This window comes from Terribacillus sp. JSM ZJ617, assembly GCF_044383785.1.
Classification (GTDB): Bacteria; Bacillota; Bacilli; order Bacillales; family Amphibacillaceae; genus Terribacillus.
In genome coordinates this window covers 132539-152836 of record NZ_JBISEQ010000001.1, presented here as the reverse complement: position 1 = coordinate 152836, position 20298 = coordinate 132539, and the positions used below count along the sequence as shown (strand labels likewise).

At 43.8% G+C, this 20298-nt stretch carries 19 protein-coding genes; 3 read left to right on the top strand and 16 right to left on the bottom strand.

The features are described 5' to 3' along the window. Positions 1-7: 7 nt before the first annotated feature. The 11 genes from ACH6C1_RS00745 to ACH6C1_RS00695 all read right to left on the bottom strand — a co-directional run bounded on the left by ACH6C1_RS00745 (position 8) and on the right by ACH6C1_RS00695 (position 12091). On the bottom strand, positions 8-769 hold the full coding sequence (locus ACH6C1_RS00745; RefSeq protein ID WP_374073735.1) for an ABC transporter ATP-binding protein: 762 nt from the start codon (positions 767-769) through the stop codon (positions 8-10). Next, entirely contained in the window at positions 766-1554 is a 789-nt protein-coding gene (locus ACH6C1_RS00740; protein ID WP_374073733.1) for an ABC transporter ATP-binding protein, read from the bottom strand. Before ACH6C1_RS00740 ends, ACH6C1_RS00745 begins: the two co-directional genes overlap by 4 nt. Next, complete coding sequence (gene nikC / locus ACH6C1_RS00735) at positions 1551-2384, bottom strand: nickel transporter permease (RefSeq protein ID WP_374075523.1); 834 nt, start codon at positions 2382-2384, stop codon at positions 1551-1553. Before nikC ends, ACH6C1_RS00740 begins: the two co-directional genes overlap by 4 nt. Positions 2385-2393: 9 nt before the next feature. After that, on the bottom strand, positions 2394-3338 hold the full coding sequence (gene nikB, locus ACH6C1_RS00730; protein WP_374073731.1) for a nickel ABC transporter permease: 945 nt from the start codon (positions 3336-3338) through the stop codon (positions 2394-2396). Next, positions 3338-4867 (bottom strand): nickel ABC transporter substrate-binding protein, encoded by a 1530-nt coding sequence (gene nikA, locus ACH6C1_RS00725; RefSeq protein ID WP_374073729.1) that lies wholly within the window; start codon positions 4865-4867, stop codon positions 3338-3340. The genes nikB and nikA overlap by 1 nt, the downstream gene beginning before the upstream one ends. Before the next feature lie 122 nt (positions 4868-4989). Next, the gene (locus ACH6C1_RS00720; RefSeq protein WP_374073727.1) at positions 4990-5535 is read right to left on the bottom strand and encodes a YdhK family protein; all 546 of its coding nucleotides are present in this window, start codon (positions 5533-5535) and stop codon (positions 4990-4992) included. A 118-nt stretch (positions 5536-5653) separates the two neighbouring features. Next, positions 5654-7561, bottom strand: a complete 1908-nt coding sequence (locus tag ACH6C1_RS00715) for an FtsX-like permease family protein (protein ID WP_374073725.1) — start codon at positions 7559-7561, stop codon at positions 5654-5656. Positions 7562-7606: 45 nt separating this feature from the next. Continuing rightward, the gene (locus tag ACH6C1_RS00710) at positions 7607-9550 is read right to left on the bottom strand and encodes an ABC transporter permease (protein ID WP_374073723.1); all 1944 of its coding nucleotides are present in this window, start codon (positions 9548-9550) and stop codon (positions 7607-7609) included. Then, positions 9540-10301 carry an ABC transporter ATP-binding protein gene (locus ACH6C1_RS00705; RefSeq protein ID WP_374073720.1) on the bottom strand — a complete coding sequence of 254 codons (762 nt, stop codon included), beginning with the start codon at positions 10299-10301 and terminating at the stop codon, positions 9540-9542. Before ACH6C1_RS00705 ends, ACH6C1_RS00710 begins: the two co-directional genes overlap by 11 nt. Before the next feature lie 105 nt (positions 10302-10406). Next, a complete protein-coding gene (locus tag ACH6C1_RS00700; RefSeq protein WP_374073717.1) occupies positions 10407-11408 on the bottom strand; it encodes a sensor histidine kinase in 1002 nt (333 codons plus the stop codon). After that, on the bottom strand, positions 11405-12091 hold the full coding sequence (locus ACH6C1_RS00695) for a response regulator transcription factor (RefSeq protein ID WP_374073715.1): 687 nt from the start codon (positions 12089-12091) through the stop codon (positions 11405-11407). The genes ACH6C1_RS00700 and ACH6C1_RS00695 overlap by 4 nt, the downstream gene beginning before the upstream one ends. Before the next feature lie 135 nt (positions 12092-12226). Here ACH6C1_RS00695 and ACH6C1_RS00690 point away from each other — a divergent pair, with 135 nt between their 5' ends. Continuing rightward, the gene (locus tag ACH6C1_RS00690) at positions 12227-12742 is read left to right on the top strand and encodes a hypothetical protein (RefSeq protein ID WP_095221916.1); all 516 of its coding nucleotides are present in this window, start codon (positions 12227-12229) and stop codon (positions 12740-12742) included. 33 nt (positions 12743-12775) lie between these two features. Here the strand turns inward: ACH6C1_RS00690 and ACH6C1_RS00685 are convergent, their stop codons facing one another. From ACH6C1_RS00685 to lacG, 4 genes are all read right to left on the bottom strand, one after another. Further along, positions 12776-14413 carry a glycosyl hydrolase 53 family protein gene (locus ACH6C1_RS00685; protein WP_374073712.1) on the bottom strand — a complete coding sequence of 546 codons (1638 nt, stop codon included), beginning with the start codon at positions 14411-14413 and terminating at the stop codon, positions 12776-12778. A gap of 16 nt (positions 14414-14429) precedes the next feature. Next, positions 14430-16133, bottom strand: a complete 1704-nt coding sequence (locus tag ACH6C1_RS00680; RefSeq protein WP_374073710.1) for a PTS lactose transporter subunit IIBC — start codon at positions 16131-16133, stop codon at positions 14430-14432. 15 nt (positions 16134-16148) lie between these two features. Then, entirely contained in the window at positions 16149-16463 is a 315-nt protein-coding gene (locus ACH6C1_RS00675) for a PTS lactose/cellobiose transporter subunit IIA (protein WP_095221919.1), read from the bottom strand. 74 nt (positions 16464-16537) lie between these two features. Then, positions 16538-17938, bottom strand: a complete 1401-nt coding sequence (lacG, locus tag ACH6C1_RS00670; RefSeq protein ID WP_374073708.1) for a 6-phospho-beta-galactosidase — start codon at positions 17936-17938, stop codon at positions 16538-16540. Positions 17939-18164: 226 nt separating this feature from the next. Here lacG and ACH6C1_RS00665 point away from each other — a divergent pair, with 226 nt between their 5' ends. Both ACH6C1_RS00665 and ACH6C1_RS00660 read left to right on the top strand, forming a co-directional pair. Then, positions 18165-18929, top strand: coding sequence for a DeoR/GlpR family DNA-binding transcription regulator (locus ACH6C1_RS00665; RefSeq protein ID WP_374073706.1), 765 nt, complete (start codon positions 18165-18167; stop codon positions 18927-18929). Positions 18930-18941: 12 nt separating this feature from the next. Then, on the top strand, positions 18942-19619 hold the full coding sequence (locus tag ACH6C1_RS00660; RefSeq protein ID WP_374073704.1) for an HAD family hydrolase: 678 nt from the start codon (positions 18942-18944) through the stop codon (positions 19617-19619). A gap of 38 nt (positions 19620-19657) precedes the next feature. Here ACH6C1_RS00660 and ACH6C1_RS00655 read toward each other — a convergent pair whose 3' ends face one another. Further along, positions 19658-20254: a flavin reductase family protein gene (locus tag ACH6C1_RS00655; RefSeq protein ID WP_374073702.1), complete on the bottom strand. Its 597-nt coding sequence runs from the start codon at positions 20252-20254 to the stop codon at positions 19658-19660. Positions 20255-20298 lie beyond the last annotated feature (44 nt).

Below are 20298 nucleotides of genomic sequence, written 5' to 3'. Positions count from 1 at the left end.
CATCCGCTCAAAATATACTAATCAATTCTTTCGTGTAAGCATGACGGCTATTATCGTAAATTTCTTCCTTCTGAAAGATATCCATCAGTTCCCCATCTTTCATGACAGCGATGCGCTGACACAGCTGATAAACTGCGGCTAAATCATGTGAAATGAACAGATAGGACATGCCTAATGTCTTTTGCAGAGAAGCAAGCAGCTCGAGAATGGCTCCTTGGGAAATCACATCAAGACTTGCTGTCGGTTCATCCAGGACAATGAGTTTTGGCTCGATACTGATGGCGCGTGCAATGGTTACACGCTGTTTTTGTCCGCCGCTCAGCTCATGCGGATAACGGTCGCCAAGTTCTTTCGGCAGTTCAACTGCTTCAAGCAGCTGCTCCACAAAACCTTTTTTTGAAGTAAATGTAAAATGCTCCAGTTCAAGCTCCTGCTGAAACTGTAAGTAAGGATCGAGCAAGGAGTCCTTGATTTTCAGCTTCGGATTTAATGCAGCAGTTGGATTTTGAAAGACTGTCTGAACGTTCCGGCGATAGTCTCGAAGCCCCTTACGATTTGCCTTGGCCAGCGGTTTCCCATCAAAACTGATGGACCCGCCATCAATCTTTTCCACACCAAGCAGACAGCGCGCCAGCGTACTTTTGCCGCATCCGCTTTCACCTGCTAATCCCAGGCTTTCCCCTTGATGAATGGAAAGGGACACATCATTCACAGCGAGCATTCCAGGATTATAGCTCTTTTTCAAATGACTAATCTCCATAACAGTCATGATTTGCTTGCCTCCTTGATACGCATTGGAAGCGTAGGTGCAGCCTGGATCAGCTGTTTGGTATACGCATGTTCCGGCTGGTTGATGAGCTTTTGTTTTGAACCAGCTTCAATGATTTTCCCATCTTTCATGACAGCAATTTTATCTGCATAACGAGCAACATGCCGCCAATCATGTGTGATGAAAAGAATGGCACAGCCTGTTTTTTGCTGGAGCTCTTGAAGCAGAGAAAGAATCTTATGCGCTGATACACTATCAAGTGCCGTTGTTGCTTCATCTGCAATCAAAATATCAGGTTCTAAAAGCAGTGCAAGTGCTATAGATGCACGCTGCAGCTGGCCTCCGCTCAGCTGAAATGGGTATCTCCTAATAAAAGCTGCATCCAGACCAACCGATTCAAATGCTTCATTTATCATACTTTTACGCTTTTTCTTTTCTTGCACTCCATGTGTTAGTAAATACTCTTCCATATGCTGCTGAATCGTCAGAAACGGCGTGAACGAACCGTGATAGTCTTGGAAAATGTAACTGATCGCCTTTCCTCGCAATTGGTTCATTTCTGTTCTTGGACGTTCAAGGATATTGCTGTCTTGGTAAATTATACTGCCAGAGGCGCTTAGATTAGGTCCGAGCAGCTGGCCGATTGCTTGTGACAGCATCGTTTTGCCGCTGCCGCTTTGACCTACGAGGGCAAACCATTCTCCTTTATCGATAGTTAGACTGGCATGATCCACAATCGTTTTCTCACCATGTGATACGGTTAGATCTTTAATCGATAAAATCATGGCTGCACCTCCTTTTTCACATCGAATTTATCTCGTAAATAGTCACCAAGGATATTTGCCACCAACACAACCGCCACTATTGCCAGTCCAGGATATATCATCATTTCCGGGTTCGCTTGGAAATAAGGTCTGGACTCGTTCAGCATAGCGCCCCACTCTGGCGTCGGAGGCTGTGCTCCGAGTCCGATATAGGAAAGCGAGGAGATCAGCAAGATGATCTTACCAAAATCCAAACTGGCCAGGACGAGTACATTTCCGATGATATGCGGCATCAGATGTTTGCGCATAATTGTAAATGTGGAAAGACCATTGATTCGGGCAATGGTGATGTAGTCTTTTTGCACTTCTGTCAGCACTGTACTGCGCACCATCCTGGCATAGTTGACCCACTTCACGAGAACAATTGCAAAAAGCAGATTTCCAATACCGGGCCCCAGCAAACCGCTAAGAACAATGGCTATCACTGTATCCGGAAAGGCAAGGAAGCCATCGGCAATTCGCATGAATAGGCGATCAACCCAACCTCCCTTTAATCCAGCAAGCAATCCGAATGGAACACCGATGATGACTGCTGCTGCCAAAGCAATCACACTGTAGCCGACAGTCAGGCGGAAGCCGAGCAAGAGCCTCGTCAGTACATCTCGTCCTAAATGATCCGTTCCCATGGGATGCTCCCATGACGGAGATGCCAACCGGTTCCCGACATCTGTCATCGTGGCATCATGCTTCAAGTAAAGGAAGGTATATGACACTACTGCTATTAATAAAAGCAAAAGCGCACTGATTAGCCAGACCTTGGTTTTCTTTATTTTTTTTGGAGAAAGAGCCATAACACTCATCTAGCTGAGCTTCCTTTCTTTTAATCGAAGTTCAGGATTTACATAACGATAAGATAAGTCCACTAATGTATTCACAACGAATACGATAGCTGCCATCAGAACTATGTAACCTTGAATCAGCGGATAATCGCGCTGCCGGATAGAGTCAACGACAAGTTTACCTACGCCAGGGTAAGCAAATAATACTTCCACAACGACTACGCCGCCAATCAAGCTGCCAAGACTGACACCGAATACTGTGATGACAGGCGGTAAACTGTATCGGAAAGCATGTGAAAAGAAAATGCGTCTTTCTGAGATGCCACGTGCTCTCGCCGCGCGAACAAATTCCTGCCCTAGAGAGTCCAATAGACTGGAACGGAGCAGCCGTACGTAAACACCTGCAATAGCAAGTCCCAATGTCACTGATGGCAGGATAAGGGATAACAAACTGTCACGTCCCATTGTTGGGAACCAGCTAAGCCTCACAGCGAACATATCTATCAAGATAAGTCCGAGCCAGAAACTAGGAACAGCTGCTCCAATAATGGAAAAATATCTGCTGATATGGTCAATCCAGCTATCCTTATATAGAGCTGACAGCGATCCTAACGGAATAGCAACCAAGAGCATAACGATCAAGGAACCGATCGTCAGCTCCAGTGTGGCTGGCAGACCCGTCAGCAGCATCTCTGAAACCGGCTGACTAGTTATATATGAATTTCCAAAATCAAGTTGAATAAAATCCAACAGCCACTTTCCATATTGAACAAGCAAAGGATCGTTGAAGCCCATATCTTCCCTAAGCGCTTCTACTTGCTCTTGGCTTACATTCAGCTCGTCCACATTCAGGATTGAGAGCGCTGGATCCCCTGGCGCAAGACGAAGAAAAAGGAAACTGAAGAAGGTGACGAATAAGATGAATAGCACAACCTCCAGCAGCCGTCTCCCGATAATACGAAACATCACTTCACATCCAATTGGTTTGTAATCATGTAATACTCACTTCTTGTCGTAACCCAGTTCTTTACTTTCGTTTCATCGAAAGCTACGAGTGTGTCAGGATAAATCACAAACGAATTGATCTGATTTTCATCCACATAGTTAGCAGCCGCTTCGGCTAGTTCTGCACGCTTGTCTGTATCTACTGTTACATTTAATTCATCGATGATCTTAGTCAGCTCTGGTTCATCTGCCCCACTGAAATTCAAAGCTCCATCTGGATGATACGTCGCATTCAAGTAATACCCTGCATCACCACGGGGTGCTGTCAAATTACTGTATGTTGCCAGATCCCAATCGCGATTTGCCGCCATATATTCTTCCGGGATCTCGATTTGGCGCAGCTCTACCTCAATACCAAGCTTTTTAGCATCAGATTGGAATATCTGTGCAATCAATGGAAGATCAGCTCTGGAGGAGTATGTCAGCATCGTAAGCTCAAGAGGTTCTCCGTCTTTTTGCATTTTACCGTCTATTAGAGAGTAACCTGCTTTTTCAAGATATTCTTTTGCAACCTCTTCTCCCGTTTCACGAGCACTATAACTTGGCGCAAACGGCAAGGAGTCAGGGAACGGGCCTTTTGCCGGCTGTGCATATCCAAGCAATACAGAATTTGCAATTTCCTCCCGATTAATCAAGGCATCTACTGCCTTACGGACATTCACATCTTTCAGAGCTTCCCGCTGCATATTCATCGTCAGCTGGTGCACACGGAAGGTCTCAGTCGATTCAACCTTCACACCATCCTTAGCTTCCAAGCTCTCAATGCTTTCCGTTTCCGGACGGAATACAACATCCGCATCACCAGATTCCAATGCTAAGGAGCGTGCATTTGCATCTTCATTAAAAGAGAATGTCACAGAATCAAGCTTTGCTTTCTCATCCCAATAGTCCTCGTTCCGAACAAGCTCCAATTTGCTGCCTGGTGTAAAGGATTCCAGCTTGAAAGGGCCTATCCCAATTGGGTTGTTTACAAAGTCGCCTGCTTCAACATCAATAATCGATACATTTGGATTTACAAGTTCTGAAACGAATTCCGGAAACGCCTGTGTATTTGTGATATGCAATGTTCTATCATCTGTTGCTTCGATAGAATCTATTTTCAATGCATTTTGGATGGCTACGTTATCCTTCAAAGATCTCTCCAATGATGCTTTCACTGCGACTGCATCCATCGGTTCGCCATTTTGGAAGCTGATACCTTCACGAAGCTTGATAGTCCATTCTCTCCCTTCGTTTTTACCTTCCCAGCTCTCAGCCAGCCACGGTTCGATTGTTAATGTTTCTTCATTCAATCGTACTAGCGTTTCTGTAATACCTGCACGCAAAGGTACGTAGCTGGAGTCTACATTCGGATCCAAGGAATTAGTCGCGAAATTATAAACGAAGGTCAGATGCTTTTTATCACCCTCCGAATCTGCGTTATTCGTACAAGCTGCAAGCAGCATCAGCAACCCTGCTATCCCTAAAACCTTCATCCATAATTTCTTCATCCCTCTTCCTCCTCTAAATCTATATGTATGCTATGATTTCGTAATCATTACGTTTTGTATATTATCGTAATGATTACTATTTGTAAAGATAAATTTCCATAAAAAATAGCCCCGCTATGGAGCTATTCTTTTAACGGTGCCAACTCTTCTGCCGTCAGCCACTTATGATTTTTCACTTCTTCACTTGTGAGTGTCGAAGCATAGTCGACCATATATACTGTTGTATCCTCTACTTTTTCCACAATCGCAGTTGCACCCTTCATGCCTTCCATATGGTCTGCCTCAAGCGTAGCCTCTATTCCCGGTTCTAAGGGATGGTCACCCGGTTCCTTCAGCTCTTCCTGAATCACCCAGCGATGGTGATCAACGTGCTTGCCGCCATTCGTTGGCGTATACGTCACTTCATAAGCATATGTATCAAATGCACCCACGATTGTCGCTTCTGCACCTTTCATACCTTCCATATGGTCAGCTTGTATAATGGCTTTGCTGCCAGGCGGAAATTCAGGATCATCTGCTTGCTCCAGTCCCTCCGACAATTTTCCGGATTCATCATGCTGCATATGTTCCGTATCATTGGCACCCTGGCTATCTTGCGTTTGTGATTCATTATTACCACACGCACTGAGTACGAAAACTGTCGCAAGCAGAATCATCAGTATCCTCATTCGATTCTCCTCCTTTTCTAGCACTAGTATGTATCATACTCTTCTTCTCCTATACCCTTTGGAAACCACAGAAAACTTATGGATCCTGACACGAAAAAAGGACAGTCTGTTGACTGCCCTAGAGGGATTTTGCAATAATCTGCTTGTAATACATAACAGAAAGAGCACCAAAAATGGCATATAAGAATGTGTAAACAACCATTACAACCAGCATCGGGATCCATAGAGACGAACCGAACCAAAACCAGCCGGACTTCACAGCAAAATAGCTATGAGACAAGCCAATCAGTAATGGAATACCGAAGTTGAAAAGCTGTTTATGCACGATGCCTTTCCTAAGATCATTTTTTGTATAGCCTATCTTACGTAGAATGGTGTAAGTTTGTTGTTCGCTATCACCTTCATCCATCTGCTTGATATACAAAATGCTGCCGGATGTGATGAGAAATGCCAGACCAAGGAACCCGACGATGAATAAATACAGACCCATCTGCATCTTCTGCTGCTCCGCCGCCAGCACTTTTGAAACAGCGTTGTCATCAAATTGCTGCTCCCGAAATAATTGAGCTGCATCCTCTTTGTCCTCATAATCCTGTACAATCACTTTGAAAAAGGATTGTGATATCACAGAAGAAATCTCTTGCAGCTGCCTATAATCTCCTTCATTTAAAACGCCTATCGGAGCACCAAAGGAAAGAAAAGAAGGGACTTGATAAGTGTCGTGGATGTCTACCAGCTGCAAGGTACGTTCAGCTTCTCCTAAAATCTGCATCTCTCCAGACTTGAATTTCATCGAGCGCTTTAACCGATCACTTTGACCTGTCAATACCATCTGCCCTCTCGATACATCCATGCCTGCTTGACTATCTGGTATAACCAAGAATTGCTGCTCTGCTGTAATTCCTGCACCCTTCGCAAGTATATCAGTTAAATCAACGCTAAGCTCCAACGTTGACGTTTCCTTCACCTGCCCCTGAATGCCTGATTCCATAAGCAAGTGTTCAAAACTATTCGCATCCTCTTTTGCTATAAAGACAAAGTCTGCTCCCGCGGTCAGCGCATCTCCATCTTTGCCTACAGAATAATACGTAATATAAGCCAGAGACAGAAATCCAATTGCCAGTGCTGATACTGTTGTGATGACTGTAAGCAAGAAAGCATTTGTCTGCATCCGGAACATTATACTCCCTAAAGATAGAACCTGCTTGATAGAAAGATACCCACCCTTACGTTTACGAAATAGCATCAGCAGGAACGTAACAGATCCTTTAAAGAAAAGATATGTACCAGCAATACAGAATGTCAGAATGATCAGCATTAGCATCATCAACTCATTCGTTGCATCAAAATCACCGCCGAACAGCCTTGTAGACAAATAATAACCGAATAGGATAAAGAGTATTCCAGCTATGCCGATCACCATCTGGCACCAAGTAATGCGTTTCCCAGCTGTTTCAGACGTATCACGCACAAGGAAAAGAGAAAGCAAGGTTTGCCTTTTTATTTGGAAAGTCGTCATGGTCATCAAAAGCAAGTAGAGTAAACTGAAAACGAGAATAGTCCATTTTAGCGCCGAAGCTGAAAGATTCAGTTCCGCTATATTTTCAAGCCCTGTCAGTTTATAGAGAATCATAGTGAGTAATTTAGATCCCAAATACCCTGCAAAGACCCCTAAGATTAAACTTCCCAAATATAAAATCGCATTTTCTACGCCAAGCAAAAAAGCTATCCGATGCTTTGTCATTCCAACCAACTCGTACAAACCGATTTCCTTTGATCTGCGTTTGATTAAAAGCCTATTGGCATAGATAAGAAAAACAGCTACAATCCACAACAGCATCATGGAGGCTACCTGTATTGCTGCACTGACTTTTATAGAATCTTCAATCGAGCCCATAGAAGCATCAAACTGCATTGTCAAAAATGCGAAATACAATCCGACGCTGAATACAAGTGCGAAAAAATAAAGTCCATAGTGGCGTATATTCCGTTTGGTATTGCGATAGATCAATTGGTAGATCGTCATATTACTTGCCTCCAAGTAATAAGGGCTGCCCGGCAGCCCCATAGTTTAAAGCGATTGTTTGATTACCTTGTTATAATGAACAACCGAAAGAATACCAAAGATGGAATACAACAGTGTATAAATCACCATCACGACTATCATCGGTGTCAGCATGACTGAACCAAACAGGAACCAGCCAGATTGGACAGCAAAGTAGCTGTGCAAAAGTCCGATGACGAGCGGAATTCCGAAGTTGAATAGCTGCTTGTGCTGGATACCGCGGCGAAGATCGGTTGTTGTGAATCCAAGCTTGCGGAGGATCGTGTAATTCGGTTTCTCGCTTTCTGCTTCATCCATCTGCTTGAAGTAGAGGATACAGCCGGACGTAATCAGGAAAGTCAGACCAAGGAAGCCGACGATGAATAACGTTAAACCAATTGTTGATTTCTGGTCTTCGAGTATATCGATTCTAGATTCACTGTTATCCTTTGCTTCTAGATCCAAACCGTTGAATATATCATTTGCCTTTTGCAGCTGATCATTATTTTCGATTGTATAGCCGAAATACCAATGATAGCCTTGATTCAAATCTGGATTAATATCCTGCTTCAATTCCTGGAACAAGGCATCATCGACAATCATTGTCGGCAGACCGCCCATGGTGTAATAGTTGGAGATTGGATATTCGTCCTCAAGCCCTGTGTAGTGGAGTGTCGTTTCGGACTCTTTCCCATGGACAACAACATCGCCTTCATCTTTTAGAGACATAAAACGCTGCAGCAGCTCATTATATCCGGTTAGTTTCAATTCATCTGGAGCTACATCCAAACCCGCTGCCTTCTCGCTTATAACAGCTGTATCCATCATAGACGCGTTAAAGTTCAGCTCCAGCTCTGTTTGTAGAATGTCGTCTATATTGAGTTGTACTGTGTACACTTCGGCTTTATGTTCCGTATAAGCAATCTTGTTGTCTTCCATAGCCTGACGAAAGGCTTCAGCATCGCTCTCTGTCAGCAAGGAGAAATCTTCTCCCCCTGTATAGTTATAAGCTGTTTCTTCCGCTGAATAGAACGTGATATAACTCAAGGACAGTAAGCCAATTGCTAACGCAGATACAGTAGTAATGATGGTAAGCAGCATCGCATTGGACTTCATACGGAACATGATGGATGAAAGAGACAGTACCTGCTTAATATTCAGATAGCCGCCTTTTTGCTTCCTAATAAGACTTACCAGGAACGCAACAGATCCTTTATAGAACAAGTAAGTACCAAGAATGACACAGAACAAGATAAAGAACATAGCTCCGAACAATTCCACCATGGAGGTGAAATCACCATCAAACAGCTTGCCCGAGACAGCGTATCCCACCGCAATCAGTGCAATCCCTAAAATTCCGATGATGACTTGGAAAGCAGACAGCTTCCGCGCAGTCATTTCTGTTTTTGATTTCACGTGAAACAATGAAAGAATGGTCTGGCGTTTGATAAAGAGTATGTTCATCAGCATGATAAGTACGTAAATACAAAGGAATACTAACAGCGTTTGAAGTAATGCTCTTGATGAAAAGGACAGTGATGCTATTCCTTCCACACCTGTAACTTTAAACAAGATCATGATTAAAAGCTTTGAACCGGCAAATCCCAATAGGATACCAATTAAGAGACTGCCAAAATAAAGGATGGCATTTTCTGCGCTTAATAATCTAAAAATCTTATTTTTCGTCATACCAATCAGCTGAAACAGACCGATTTCCTTGCTGCGCTGCTTGATAAAAATCGTATTTGCGTACAGCAAGAATACTGCAACGATAAAGATGAGAAGCACCGAAGCGGTAGCTATCCCTGCTCCGCCTTTTACCGAACCTTCTACAGGATCCATCGACTTGTCATACTGTAGCGTAACAAATGCAAAATATAGACCAGCACTGAAAATCAAAGCAAATACATAAAGATAATAGTTACGCAGGTTTTTCTTCAGATTGCGGAGTATCAGACTATTAATGCTCATTTTGCACCCCGCTGAGGACACCTTGTGTAGACATGATGTCTCTGAAGAAAGCTTGGCGCTCCTGCTGACCCTTGTTCAGCTGTGTATAAATCTGACCATCCTTGATGAAAATGACGCGGCTGCAATAGCTGGCTGCTGCCGGATCATGCGTGACCATAACAATGGTTGCCTTTCGATTTGCATTCAAGGAGCTAAGCTTGTTCAACAAATCAGATGCAGATTTCGAATCAAGTGCACCTGTCGGTTCATCTGCGAAGATGATGCTTGGCTCATGGATGAATGCACGCGCAGCAGAAGTCCGCTGTTTTTGCCCCCCGGAGATCTCGCTTGGATATTTATTTTGCAGCTCCAAGATACCGAGCTGATTAGCTACTTCCTCAAATTTGCGATCAGCCTCTTTTTTGGGTACTTTTTTGATAGATAAAGGAAGCAGTATGTTCTCCTTCACTGTCAGCGTATCAAGCAAGTTATAGTCCTGGAATACAAATCCAAGATGGTTCTTGCGAAATTCAGCCAGCTGCTTCTCTTTCATGTTTGTAATCTCGTTGTTTTGGATCAGGATAGTTCCGCCGCTTGCACGGTCGATGGAAGAAAGCACGTTCAGCAGCGTCGTCTTACCAGATCCGGAAGAACCCATGATGCCGACGAACTCTCCCTCCTCGATACTTAGGTCGACACCTCGCAGTACTTCCTGTTTATTGAATTTATTTCCGTAATTCTTCTGGACTCTTGTGGCTTCTAGAATTCCCATTGTTTCGCACCTCTTTGTCTGATTTGTTACCTCAAGTATACGGATGCTTTACCATATGCTCCTGCTTTTCAGCTAACAAACGAACAAAAGCGTGTGACAATCCTGTCACACGCCAGTCATGCCGACCATATCGTTTCGTTTCGGGAAAGTAAGTGTAACACATGTACCCTTCCCGAGTTCAGAAGCTACATCCACTTTGATTTTCAGCGGTATTGCCGCTTTCTTGGTCAAATAAAGCCCCATGCCGGTGGCAGCCTTATTGTGCTGGATAGTGGATGTGAACCCTTGATCAAATATACGCGGCAAGTCTTTTGCATCAATCCCTATACCATGATCCTGAATACGAATCTGCACATGATCATCGATTTTCTCACTAGAAATATGAATGTCGCTGTTTTCACTGTACTTTACCGCATTGGATAGCAGCTGGCGCAGAATGAACGTGAGCCATTTTGTATCACTCAGCACTACTTCTGTCTGCAAATCAAGGTCGAATCCGATACCCTTCTGCATACACCACGAACGCAAGGAACGGATTTCCTGACTGATGACAGTGGGCAATTCGATTTCTTCTATATATAAGTCATTCTCGATGAATGAGATACGCTTCTGATGGATTTGTGTATCGAGCAGCATGTGCACGCGCAGCCATTCATATGTCAGCTGCTGCTTCAGTGCATCATCTTCCATACGATCAATGATCAGCTGCATAGCAGTCAGCGGTGTCTTTACTTCATGAATCCAGGATAGCAGTTCATCCTTCTCCCGCTCTAACATCTCCCGTCGATCAGAAGAAGTTCGATTCAGGAAATTCACTTGCTCTTGGAGACTTTCGTGAACGATATATTCGTATGGCCGATCTGGATCTGGCAGCGTCGAAACATCCAGACTCTTCTCCCAATCATTCAAGCTGCGATAAAAGCGTGTTTCCCGGTGATAACGGAAGAAGAGGAATACCGTAAGAAGCAGCCAAAACAGCAGAAGTACATAAAAAATAGAATCAAAAGGAATCGTCGTATCCACATACGCCACTAACAGCAGCAATCCGGAAAGCAGGACGAACATGCCTATCCAGCTGGCTTTATCCCGAAGATATTTTCGAATCATTGACCTGTCTCCAATGCACAGTAGCCTTGTCCTACTTTGGTTTCAATCTGCTGTCCCAGTCCGATGTCATCCAGCTTCTTCCGCAGTCTATTCACGTTAACAGTCAATGTATTATCACTGATAAAACGCTCGTCATCCCATAGACTTGTAATAAGCTTTTCCCGGGAGACAATCTTGTTTTTCTGTTCTACCAAAAGCTTCAGGATGTACATTTCATTCTTCGTCAATTCTACTTTGCCAGTCTCATTCTCTACTTCATTTTTCTCATAATCAACCGTTGCGCCATTCCACGTTTTCAATGTCACGCTATCGGTATTATAGTTGTAAACACGCCGAAGAATAGCCTGGATTTTTGCGATTAGCACTTCAAAATGGAACGGCTTTTGGACAAAATCATCTCCGCCCAGCTGCATCGCCATGACCATATCCATTGGATGATCCCGGGACGACAGGAAGATGATCGGAACATTGGAATGCGCCCTTATCATACGGCACCAATGGAAACCATCATAGCTTGGGAGCTGGATATCAATCAGTACTAATTCCGGCTGCACACTGGAGAACTCCTTCATTACCTGTCCAAAGTCTTCTATCCCATGCACCTCATAAGACCATTGCGTCAATCGCGTTTTTATTTCTTCGAACAGACTTTTGTCATCCTCGATCAATAGTATCTTAAACACGTTCTTCACCTCATTTGTCTTCCATAAAATTGTAACGAATGCGGACAGTTTTTACTAGCACCCCTGGGTAAAGATTGTTTCTATATCGGGCTTATGCTAGAGTTTTCTCATATAGATAAAGCGAGGTCCTGCACGATGTTCGATCCTACTGTATTTGATAACTTGAAAGTCGCTTTCGAGAATCAGCTTTATGATTTGGATAACTTAGATAAGGAAATAACCATTGTATCCCGTCATGACCGCATGGAAATGGCTACAATGTCGCGGGAATTCCGTCTCGGGTTCACATTGCAGGAAAATGCGGAAGTGACAGCTGAAATCTGTCTGGAGGCTTCTTTACGTGATTTGGCAGATGAGATTCTGGAAGAGCCAGAAAAGAATCCTGGCTGTACCTTACGATTATTCTTCTATATGACAGTAGAAGAGCCTGATACAGAATGTCCTGAAATCGAGTCTATCCTGACTCAGATTTGGACGCCGCCAAGCCGGCCGGAACAAACGCTGCAATATACGTACGATAAACAGCAAAAGCATTATCAAAATACTGCTGAAGTGCGCTTTGACAGGAAAGTCAACGAGAATCAGATGGAGGATCTGCCGAATCTGATTGATCATATTCTGGACTCTCTTGAAGCACTGACAACAGAATAAGAACAGCCCGCAGTATTAGCTGCGGGCTGTTCTTTATTTTTTCTGGAGCTTTATGTGATCGACATTCAGCCAAGCGTTCGCTTGAGCTTTGTTGTAGATGCCAATCTCTAATTTACCGTCTGTGACTTTGACATTATCAAGCGTTACTTTTGTCCAATCTGCAGCAGCGCCGGGTATTGTCTGTTTCAGCTGTAAACTGCCATTCTTCGTATAGATCTCAGAAGTTGTATGTGTACCGCCAGACTTTACCCAAGCAGATAGTTTATACGTGCCATTCGGCAAACCAGTCAGCTGCTGGTAGACAGAAGCTTCATATGCTTTTGCATCCCAGAACGATAACTTGTAATTCCCATCAAGTGCATCAGCTTCTGTTTTGACAGCTGTGCCTGTTGTTCCAGAAGCAGTCCATTTTGTCCAATCAGCAGGAGTTCCAGTGGAACCGCCTGATTCAAAGCTGGGATTCTTCGCATAATTAGTTTGAGCAGCTGCATTCGGTGTACCAAAAATCTTCACAGCATCCAATGCATTTCCATTGAAATCAAAGATTGCTTGGTTATCCCACTCATTACCCGGATCATCTGTAACGCCGAGATAATTCATACCAGCGGTCGTAGCCCAGGATACTTTTCCGTTATTCCATAGTGGCTCCCAGTAGAAGAATCCGGTTCCCTTCTTATTCGGCACTTGCTGGATAGATGTTACCAGATCCTGCATGAAGTTATGTTGTCCTTTCGGGGTTGCTGCATAACCAGCTGTTGCAGCTTCTTCCTGACCAAATGCATTTTCCTTTGCATCGGCGTTACCCGTCGTATGGCCATATGCTGTTTCGACAACAATGACATCTTTTCCATAACGCTTGGATATATTGTTCATATTTGTTTCCAAGTCATCAAGCGTACCGTGCCAATAAGGATAATAGGAAATTCCAATTGTATCGTATTCCACATTGCGGGCAGTAATTTCGTCGAACCACCATTTAAAGGTCTCATAATTACCGCCCTCCGCCAAATGCAGCATCAAAGTGGTATCTTTCGGCTCTGTATCCCTCACCGCTTTAATACCGGACTTGAGGAAAGCTGCCAGTCTGTCGAATTCACCGCCGCCTTCTCCCCAGCTCTTGCCATGAGGCCACAGCATGCCGCTATTTAATTCATTTCCTATCTGAACCATATCCGGGTAGACATTTTGTTTCTTCATTTCGGCAAGCACGCTATACGTATAATCATATACCTTCGTGTTAAGCTGTTCGAAGGATAATCCCTGCCAGCTTTTCGGCAGGTTTTGCTTACCAGGATCAACCCAGAAATCGCTGTAATGGAAATCAAGCAATACCTTCATACCTTTTGCTTTAGCTCGCTTGGCCAAATCGATTGTCGTTTTCAAATCATTTGTACCCGCACCATACGTATTGCCTGCAGCATCTTTCGGATCATTCCAAATGCGCAGTCGGACATAGTTAGCTCCGTTATCCTTTAAGATTTGCAAGGGATCCTTCTGCATTCCGTTCTCATAATACTTCGCTCCAGCCTTCTCCATATCCGCCAGCGTGGATATATCTGCACCTCGGATGAAGGAGCTGTCATAGCCAGCTGCCTCAGCCGGCTGAACTCCTGCAAATGCACCCGCGAAACTTAACAATAAAACAAACAGCAATATGAAATTTTTTTTCAAAGGTTTCTCCTCCTGTTTATTTAAGCTGATCGATGATATAATCCACTGCTTTCTTTGGATCACGTGTCAAACTGATATATTCTGCGCCTTTTGTTGCAGCTAATTTAATACCGAGACGATCAGTATCTTCTTTTATATCTTCAAAATACGATCCTACTTGCGGTGCCAGGATGACCATATCGTAATCTTGCATGATTTCATAATGCGAGCCGTATGCTCCAGCAGACGCAGAGATCGGTACGCTGAATTGTTCGGCTCCTTCTGTTAAAGCATTGGCTAGCATGGCACTTGTACCAGCACCTGCACAAAGGACGAGGACGTTTGTAGGTTTTACTTCATTTGAAACAGATTCTGTTTCTTCCAATTCTACTGCTGCTTGCGTTGCTGCAATGCCGCTTACTGCGGAAGCCATCGCTGGCTGCGTTCTTGCCGCCGCTGCTTCCAGCTGCGCGTTGCGCGCTTCCTCCATGACGAGCTCTTTGTCGTATACCTTACAGAATGGCAGATAAATCAAGAAGTCTACGACAATCAAGGTCAACACTAGCACGAACGACCATAGTCCCATTCCGGTTCCGAGCACAAGACCTATTGGTGCCGGCGTGGCCCAGGGCAGGACATACATGAAACTATTCATGCCGATGACATCAACGAAGAATTTAAAGATACATACGTTGATCATCGGTGTCAGCAAGAATGGAATGAAGAAATACGGATTCAGGATGATCGGCGCCGAGAATAATAATGGCTCGTTCACCGCAAAGCTAACTGGTATGAAGGACGCCTTACCAACTGCCTTCAGCTGCTTGGATTTTGCCAAGAGCATGAAGATGAACGGTACTACAAGCGTGGCACCTGTTCCGCCCATCGTACCTACAAAGTTACCAAGGCCTACTGTCAAGACATTGGATGCCTGCTCTCCTGCATTATATAGTTGCAGATTAGCCTCTACATTGACATAGATGATGGCAGCAATCGCTGGTTCAACGATAGACGGACCGTGCACACCGACAAACCAGAAGAATGCCATCATACCCCAGATGATCATGATACCAAGGTAGCCGTCGGCCGCAGTGAATAATGGGGAAAGCAATTTGACTAGTGCTTCTGCGAATGGCACATTCAATGTAGTACGAACAATCAAGTCGATAATGACCATACCAAGGACAGAGAATGCGAACGGGAAAATATCCTTGAATGTCTGGGAGATCGTTCCTGGTACTTCCTTTGGCATTTTGATCGTGATATTTTTCAATACACAGAAACGATAGACATTAACCGTTATGAAAGCGGATACAAATGATGCCAGTAAACCTTTGGTTCCCATGTATTCGGCAGAGAATCCGCCGTCGATCTGCGAAACGCTCAATAGCATGAACCCAACAATGGATGCAAGCATTGCTGATGTCGAGTTGATAACTTTATTCTTTGGCATTTTCCGGTTCACTGATTCACTTAGACTTCTGGCTGTAGTAGCGGAAACCAGCAAGCCTACCACACCCATGGAATAGTTATATACTTTCCACAGCCATGTCGAAACACTTTCCGGCCAGGCAAATCCCAGTACTTCAGGCAAAGCTGCCAGAAGGATGAAAATACTTGCGAACAGAATTGCAGGCATTGCGGTCAGGAAACCATCACGAACTGCCCCAAGATAGATATTTCGGGAAACCTTCTCGAAGAACGGTTTCCCTTTTTCAATTTGTCCAATAATCCCTTTCATCCTACTTCCTCCTCTTTAACTCGTTTTGCGGTAGAGCTCGACGAAGTCCTGTACAAGCTCCCGAAGAAGCAATGTTGTCATCAAATGATCCTGACCATGGATGAAGATGAAGCCAATATCCATATCCTTGCCAGCTGCCTCATCTGCCAGTATCTGTGTTTGTGCATTGTGAGCCAATTTAAGGTTTTCATCCGCATTTTTCAACTCTTCTTCTACATTCTCGAAGTTACCTGTCCGCACTTCCCGCAGCAATTTCATGAGCGAGCTGCGCGCATCCCCGGCATATGCTACAATCTCAAAACCTAGCATTTGTAATGATTCTTTTGTCATAATAATCCTCCTAGAATGCTTGCTTTATATTAATTTCGGAAAAGCACGGCGAGCAGGAACCACCGTGCAGAAGATCAACTGATTGTCTTTGTCTCACTAAGCCGCTTGTACCAGTAAGCAGAAGCCTTCGGATAACGCTTTTGCGTTTCGAAATCGACATAGAATAATCCGTAGCGTTTGTTATAACCATTTGTCCAAGAAAACAGATCCATCAAAGACCAGAGGAAGTAACCTTTTACATTTACTCCATCCTCAATCGCCTTGCCGATCGCTTCCATATAGACTTTCAAATAGTCAATCCGCGCCTCATCCATAATGACGCCATCCTCGAACTCATCTTTGTAGCCCATACCATTTTCCGTGATATAAATTTTTTTGTAATGAGGATAATCCTCTTTTATACGCACAAGGATGTCATACATACCTTCCGGATAAATCAGCCAATCCCAATCTGTACGCTTCAAACCTTCTTTGTAAATCCGTTCTCCAATACCTTTCACTTTGTAAACAGAAGTCCCTTTGTCTCCTGTTCCATTGTGATGAATCTGCGTTTCGCCATCATACGCTTTTACGAAGTGGCACTGGTAATGGTTGATACCAAGATAATCATTTCGGCGGGATGCCTTCTTCATAATCTCAAAATCTTCTTCCAGGAATTCATATGTTGCTCCATTCGCTTCAGCAATTTCTTCGAGCGCCTGCATCGTCTTATCTGAATAGTATCCGAGATATGTAGCATCCAAGAGGAAGCGGATGGAAAGTGCATCATCCAAGAAAGCCGCATGCTGATCTTCCGGTGAGTCTGTTGCTGGATATTTTGTTTCTAAAGAATGCACGACCCCAATCTCACCAGGGTAATTATTGTCCTTGAACAAGTTAACCGTCCGTGCATGGGCAACCATCATATTATGCAAGCATTGGATAATCATTGAGAAATCACTTTTTACCGACGGAGGGAATGTCCCTAGCAAGTACTGATTTGTCGCAACTGGATAAATTTCATTGAAAGTGCTCCAGTAGTGAACTTCATGGAATTCCTTGAAACAGAACGCCGCATAGTCGACGAAGGCGTCCAAGTTGTCCCGATTCAAGAAATCTCCTTTATCGAACAGTGTCTTCGGTGTGTCGAAGTGATGTAAGGTGACGAAGGCTGTGATATTCCGATTTTGACACTCTGCGAAAAGATTATGGTAGAAATCAACGCCTTCTTGATTCACTTCTCCAGTTCCATCCGGGAAGATTCTTGTCCAAGCAATGGAAATACGGATACCATTCACACCGAATTTCTCACAAAGTCTGATGTCCTCTGGGTATTGATGATAAAAGTCACTGGCAGGATCGGGACTGAATCGACCTTGCTTCTCCAGGAACTCATCCCAGGCTACCGGCCCCTTACCGCCTTCCTTCGTCGCGCCCTCTGCTTGATAGGCTGCTGTTGCTCCTCCAAATATGAAATCCTCAGGCAACTTATACATAATCGGATTCCTCCTTCAAAATGTTTGTTTAAGTAGTGAATTATTGTTTGTTTTTGTTATCTTTCGTTTATTGTAAACGGATACAATTAACCTGTCAACGATATATTTTCTAAAATTAGGCAAATTAGTGCGTAACACGAACATTTCTCTGTTTGTATTTGTTTATTTTTATTGACTGCTTAAACTTGCATATGATAAGTTATGTTTAAAGTTTTGAGGTGAAAATATGTTGAAAAGAGAGCGTTTATTGAAAATAGTGGACATCGTCAACAAACAAGGAATCATAACAGTCAACGATATCATCCACGAATTGAACGTTTCAGATATGACAATCCGCAGAGATTTGGATGAATTAGATAAGGCAGGTAAGCTCGTAAGGATACATGGCGGGGCACAAAGTATCACCCATGCAATGGATCAGGAGTTGTCCCACGTGGAAAAGCTAGATGTCCAGGTAGAGGAAAAAACACAGATTGCTGCACTAGCTGCTTCGGTCATAAGCGATCGAGATACGGTTTTTCTTGGGCCAGGAACGACGATTGAACTGCTTGCCCGCCACTTACTTCATAAGAAAATCAGAATTATCACGAATAGCTATCCTGTGTTTGAGATCTTGACCCAGAGTGATACAGCGGAGATTATGCTGATAGGTGGTGACTTCCGCAAGAATACCGGTACGTTTGTTGGGCCACTTGTAAATAGCAGCTTGCAAAAGCTCAATTTTACGAAGGCTTTTATCAGCGCGAACGGTGTCCATAATGAAGAGATTTCTACCTACAGTATTGAAGAAGGTGAAGCGCATCAGATTGCGCTGAACAATTCTCGCAGTAAGTACTTGCTTGTCGATCATACGAAATTCAATCGGGAAGATTTCTATGTATTTTACAACTTGCATGATATGGATTACTTAATAACGGATGATAAGCTGCGCGCAGACGTTCAGGCGCATTATGAGCAGTATGTTGAGGTGCAATTACCACAAAAGGCATAAGGGGGAATAAAATTGAAGGGCGTCATTTTTGATTTCAACGGTACCATGTTCCTGGATTCCCATTTACATGAGCAAGCTTGGTTCCATATGATCCGCAAGTATGCTGCAGCAACCATAACAGATGAAGAAATCTTTACAAATATCCACGGTCGAACAAATAGTGAAATTTTACGGCACTTCATCAATAAGGACCTCACAAGTGAAGATATCCGGAAGCTATCGGATGAAAAAGAAGGTCTTTACCGGGAGCTATGTCTGCAAAATGAAAAGGATCTGGTGCTGACAAAAGGTTTGGCCGAGATTTTAGATCACCTGAAAGCACAGGGCATGCCTCGTACGATCGCCACAGCAACAGTGAAAGAAAATGTAGCCTTTTACTTTGACGTATTCAAGCTGGACAGGTGGTTCGATTTTGAAACTGTTACATTCGATGATGGCAGTTTCCCGGGAAAACCCGCTCCTGATATCTTCCTAATAGCAGCGAAAAAGCTAGGTCTCCAGCCAAACGAGTGCCTTGTAATCGAGGACGCCTTTTCAGGTCTTACTGCCGCGAAAAAAGCTGGAATCGGTACAGTTATTGCAATCGATCCTTTTGGTAAAAATCGTGAAACCTTTGAACAGAACAAGCTTGGTTCTGGTGGCATTATTCAGGATTTTACAAATTTCCAAGAACTATTACTCGTTAAATAAAAGAACCCCCTCATCTATTCGACGAGGGGGTTCTTCCATCATGCTCGTGCTGTCTTGCCTAATTCTTCCCCAAGGCCAAAGTAATGACGGAAGTTGTAAATGAGCGGACTCCACTTACTCGGATCTATATGCTTACCCTCTTTTATAATGCCTTCCTGTGCATGGATGGCTGCAGCTTCCAGCTCTATAATCGCTATACTTTCCATATAATCTGGTTCTCTAATATGTCGTACTTCTGCTTCAATCTGCAGCGGGCATTCCGCAATAGCCTCTGCACTCACAACCGAGGTGGATTTTCTCGTCAAACCAGCAGTGTGGAATTTATCTTTTACGTAGACGTATCCATACGCCGCTTTATCTGAAGGAACGGTCTCTTTACCGGTGCAAGCAGCAAGCCTTTCAACGTGCTGCCATAAATCAGGACTAGGAATATTCAGCACACATTCTCTTTTTCGCTGCAGATTCTCATATGCCTTTCCCGTTGTACCAAGGCCGATAACAAGAAAATGATCCAATGCCCAGGAAGAGGAAATTGGACTGATATTCGTCGTTCCATCCTCATTCACTGTCGTTAGCAGGACAACAGGGTTGCCATAATATAAAATTTTAGGATTAATTGTTTTGGTTTCCATCATCTTGCTTCTCTCCTTTCCATCTTTAGCTTAAAATAAAGATATTA

Bases quoted from the DNA above. Each gene is read 5' to 3' on its own strand.
- ACH6C1_RS00675 (WP_095221919.1), bottom strand. From the start codon at position 16,463: ATGACAAAAGAATCATTACAAATGCTAGGTTTTGAGATTGTAGCATAT.
- nikB (WP_374073731.1), bottom strand. From the start codon at position 3,338: ATGTTTCGTATTATCGGGAGACGGCTGCTGGAGGTTGTGCTATTCATC.
- ACH6C1_RS00715 (WP_374073725.1), bottom strand. From the start codon at position 7,561: ATGACGATCTACCAATTGATCTATCGCAATACCAAACGGAATATACGC.
- ACH6C1_RS00690 (WP_095221916.1), top strand. From the start codon at position 12,227: ATGTTCGATCCTACTGTATTTGATAACTTGAAAGTCGCTTTCGAGAAT.
- ACH6C1_RS00720 (WP_374073727.1), bottom strand. From the start codon at position 5,535: ATGAGGATACTGATGATTCTGCTTGCGACAGTTTTCGTACTCAGTGCG.
- ACH6C1_RS00680 (WP_374073710.1), bottom strand. From the start codon at position 16,133: ATGAAAGGGATTATTGGACAAATTGAAAAAGGGAAACCGTTCTTCGAG.
- nikA (WP_374073729.1), bottom strand. From the start codon at position 4,867: ATGAAGAAATTATGGATGAAGGTTTTAGGGATAGCAGGGTTGCTGATG.
- ACH6C1_RS00740 (WP_374073733.1), bottom strand. From the start codon at position 1,554: ATGATTTTATCGATTAAAGATCTAACCGTATCACATGGTGAGAAAACG.
- nikC (WP_374075523.1), bottom strand. From the start codon at position 2,384: ATGGCTCTTTCTCCAAAAAAAATAAAGAAAACCAAGGTCTGGCTAATC.
- ACH6C1_RS00655 (WP_374073702.1), bottom strand. From the start codon at position 20,254: ATGATGGAAACCAAAACAATTAATCCTAAAATTTTATATTATGGCAAC.
- lacG (WP_374073708.1), bottom strand. From the start codon at position 17,938: ATGTATAAGTTGCCTGAGGATTTCATATTTGGAGGAGCAACAGCAGCC.
- ACH6C1_RS00710 (WP_374073723.1), bottom strand. From the start codon at position 9,550: ATGAGCATTAATAGTCTGATACTCCGCAATCTGAAGAAAAACCTGCGT.
- ACH6C1_RS00665 (WP_374073706.1), top strand. From the start codon at position 18,165: ATGTTGAAAAGAGAGCGTTTATTGAAAATAGTGGACATCGTCAACAAA.
- ACH6C1_RS00745 (WP_374073735.1), bottom strand. From the start codon at position 769: ATGACTGTTATGGAGATTAGTCATTTGAAAAAGAGCTATAATCCTGGA.
- ACH6C1_RS00700 (WP_374073717.1), bottom strand. From the start codon at position 11,408: ATGATTCGAAAATATCTTCGGGATAAAGCCAGCTGGATAGGCATGTTC.
- ACH6C1_RS00705 (WP_374073720.1), bottom strand. From the start codon at position 10,301: ATGGGAATTCTAGAAGCCACAAGAGTCCAGAAGAATTACGGAAATAAA.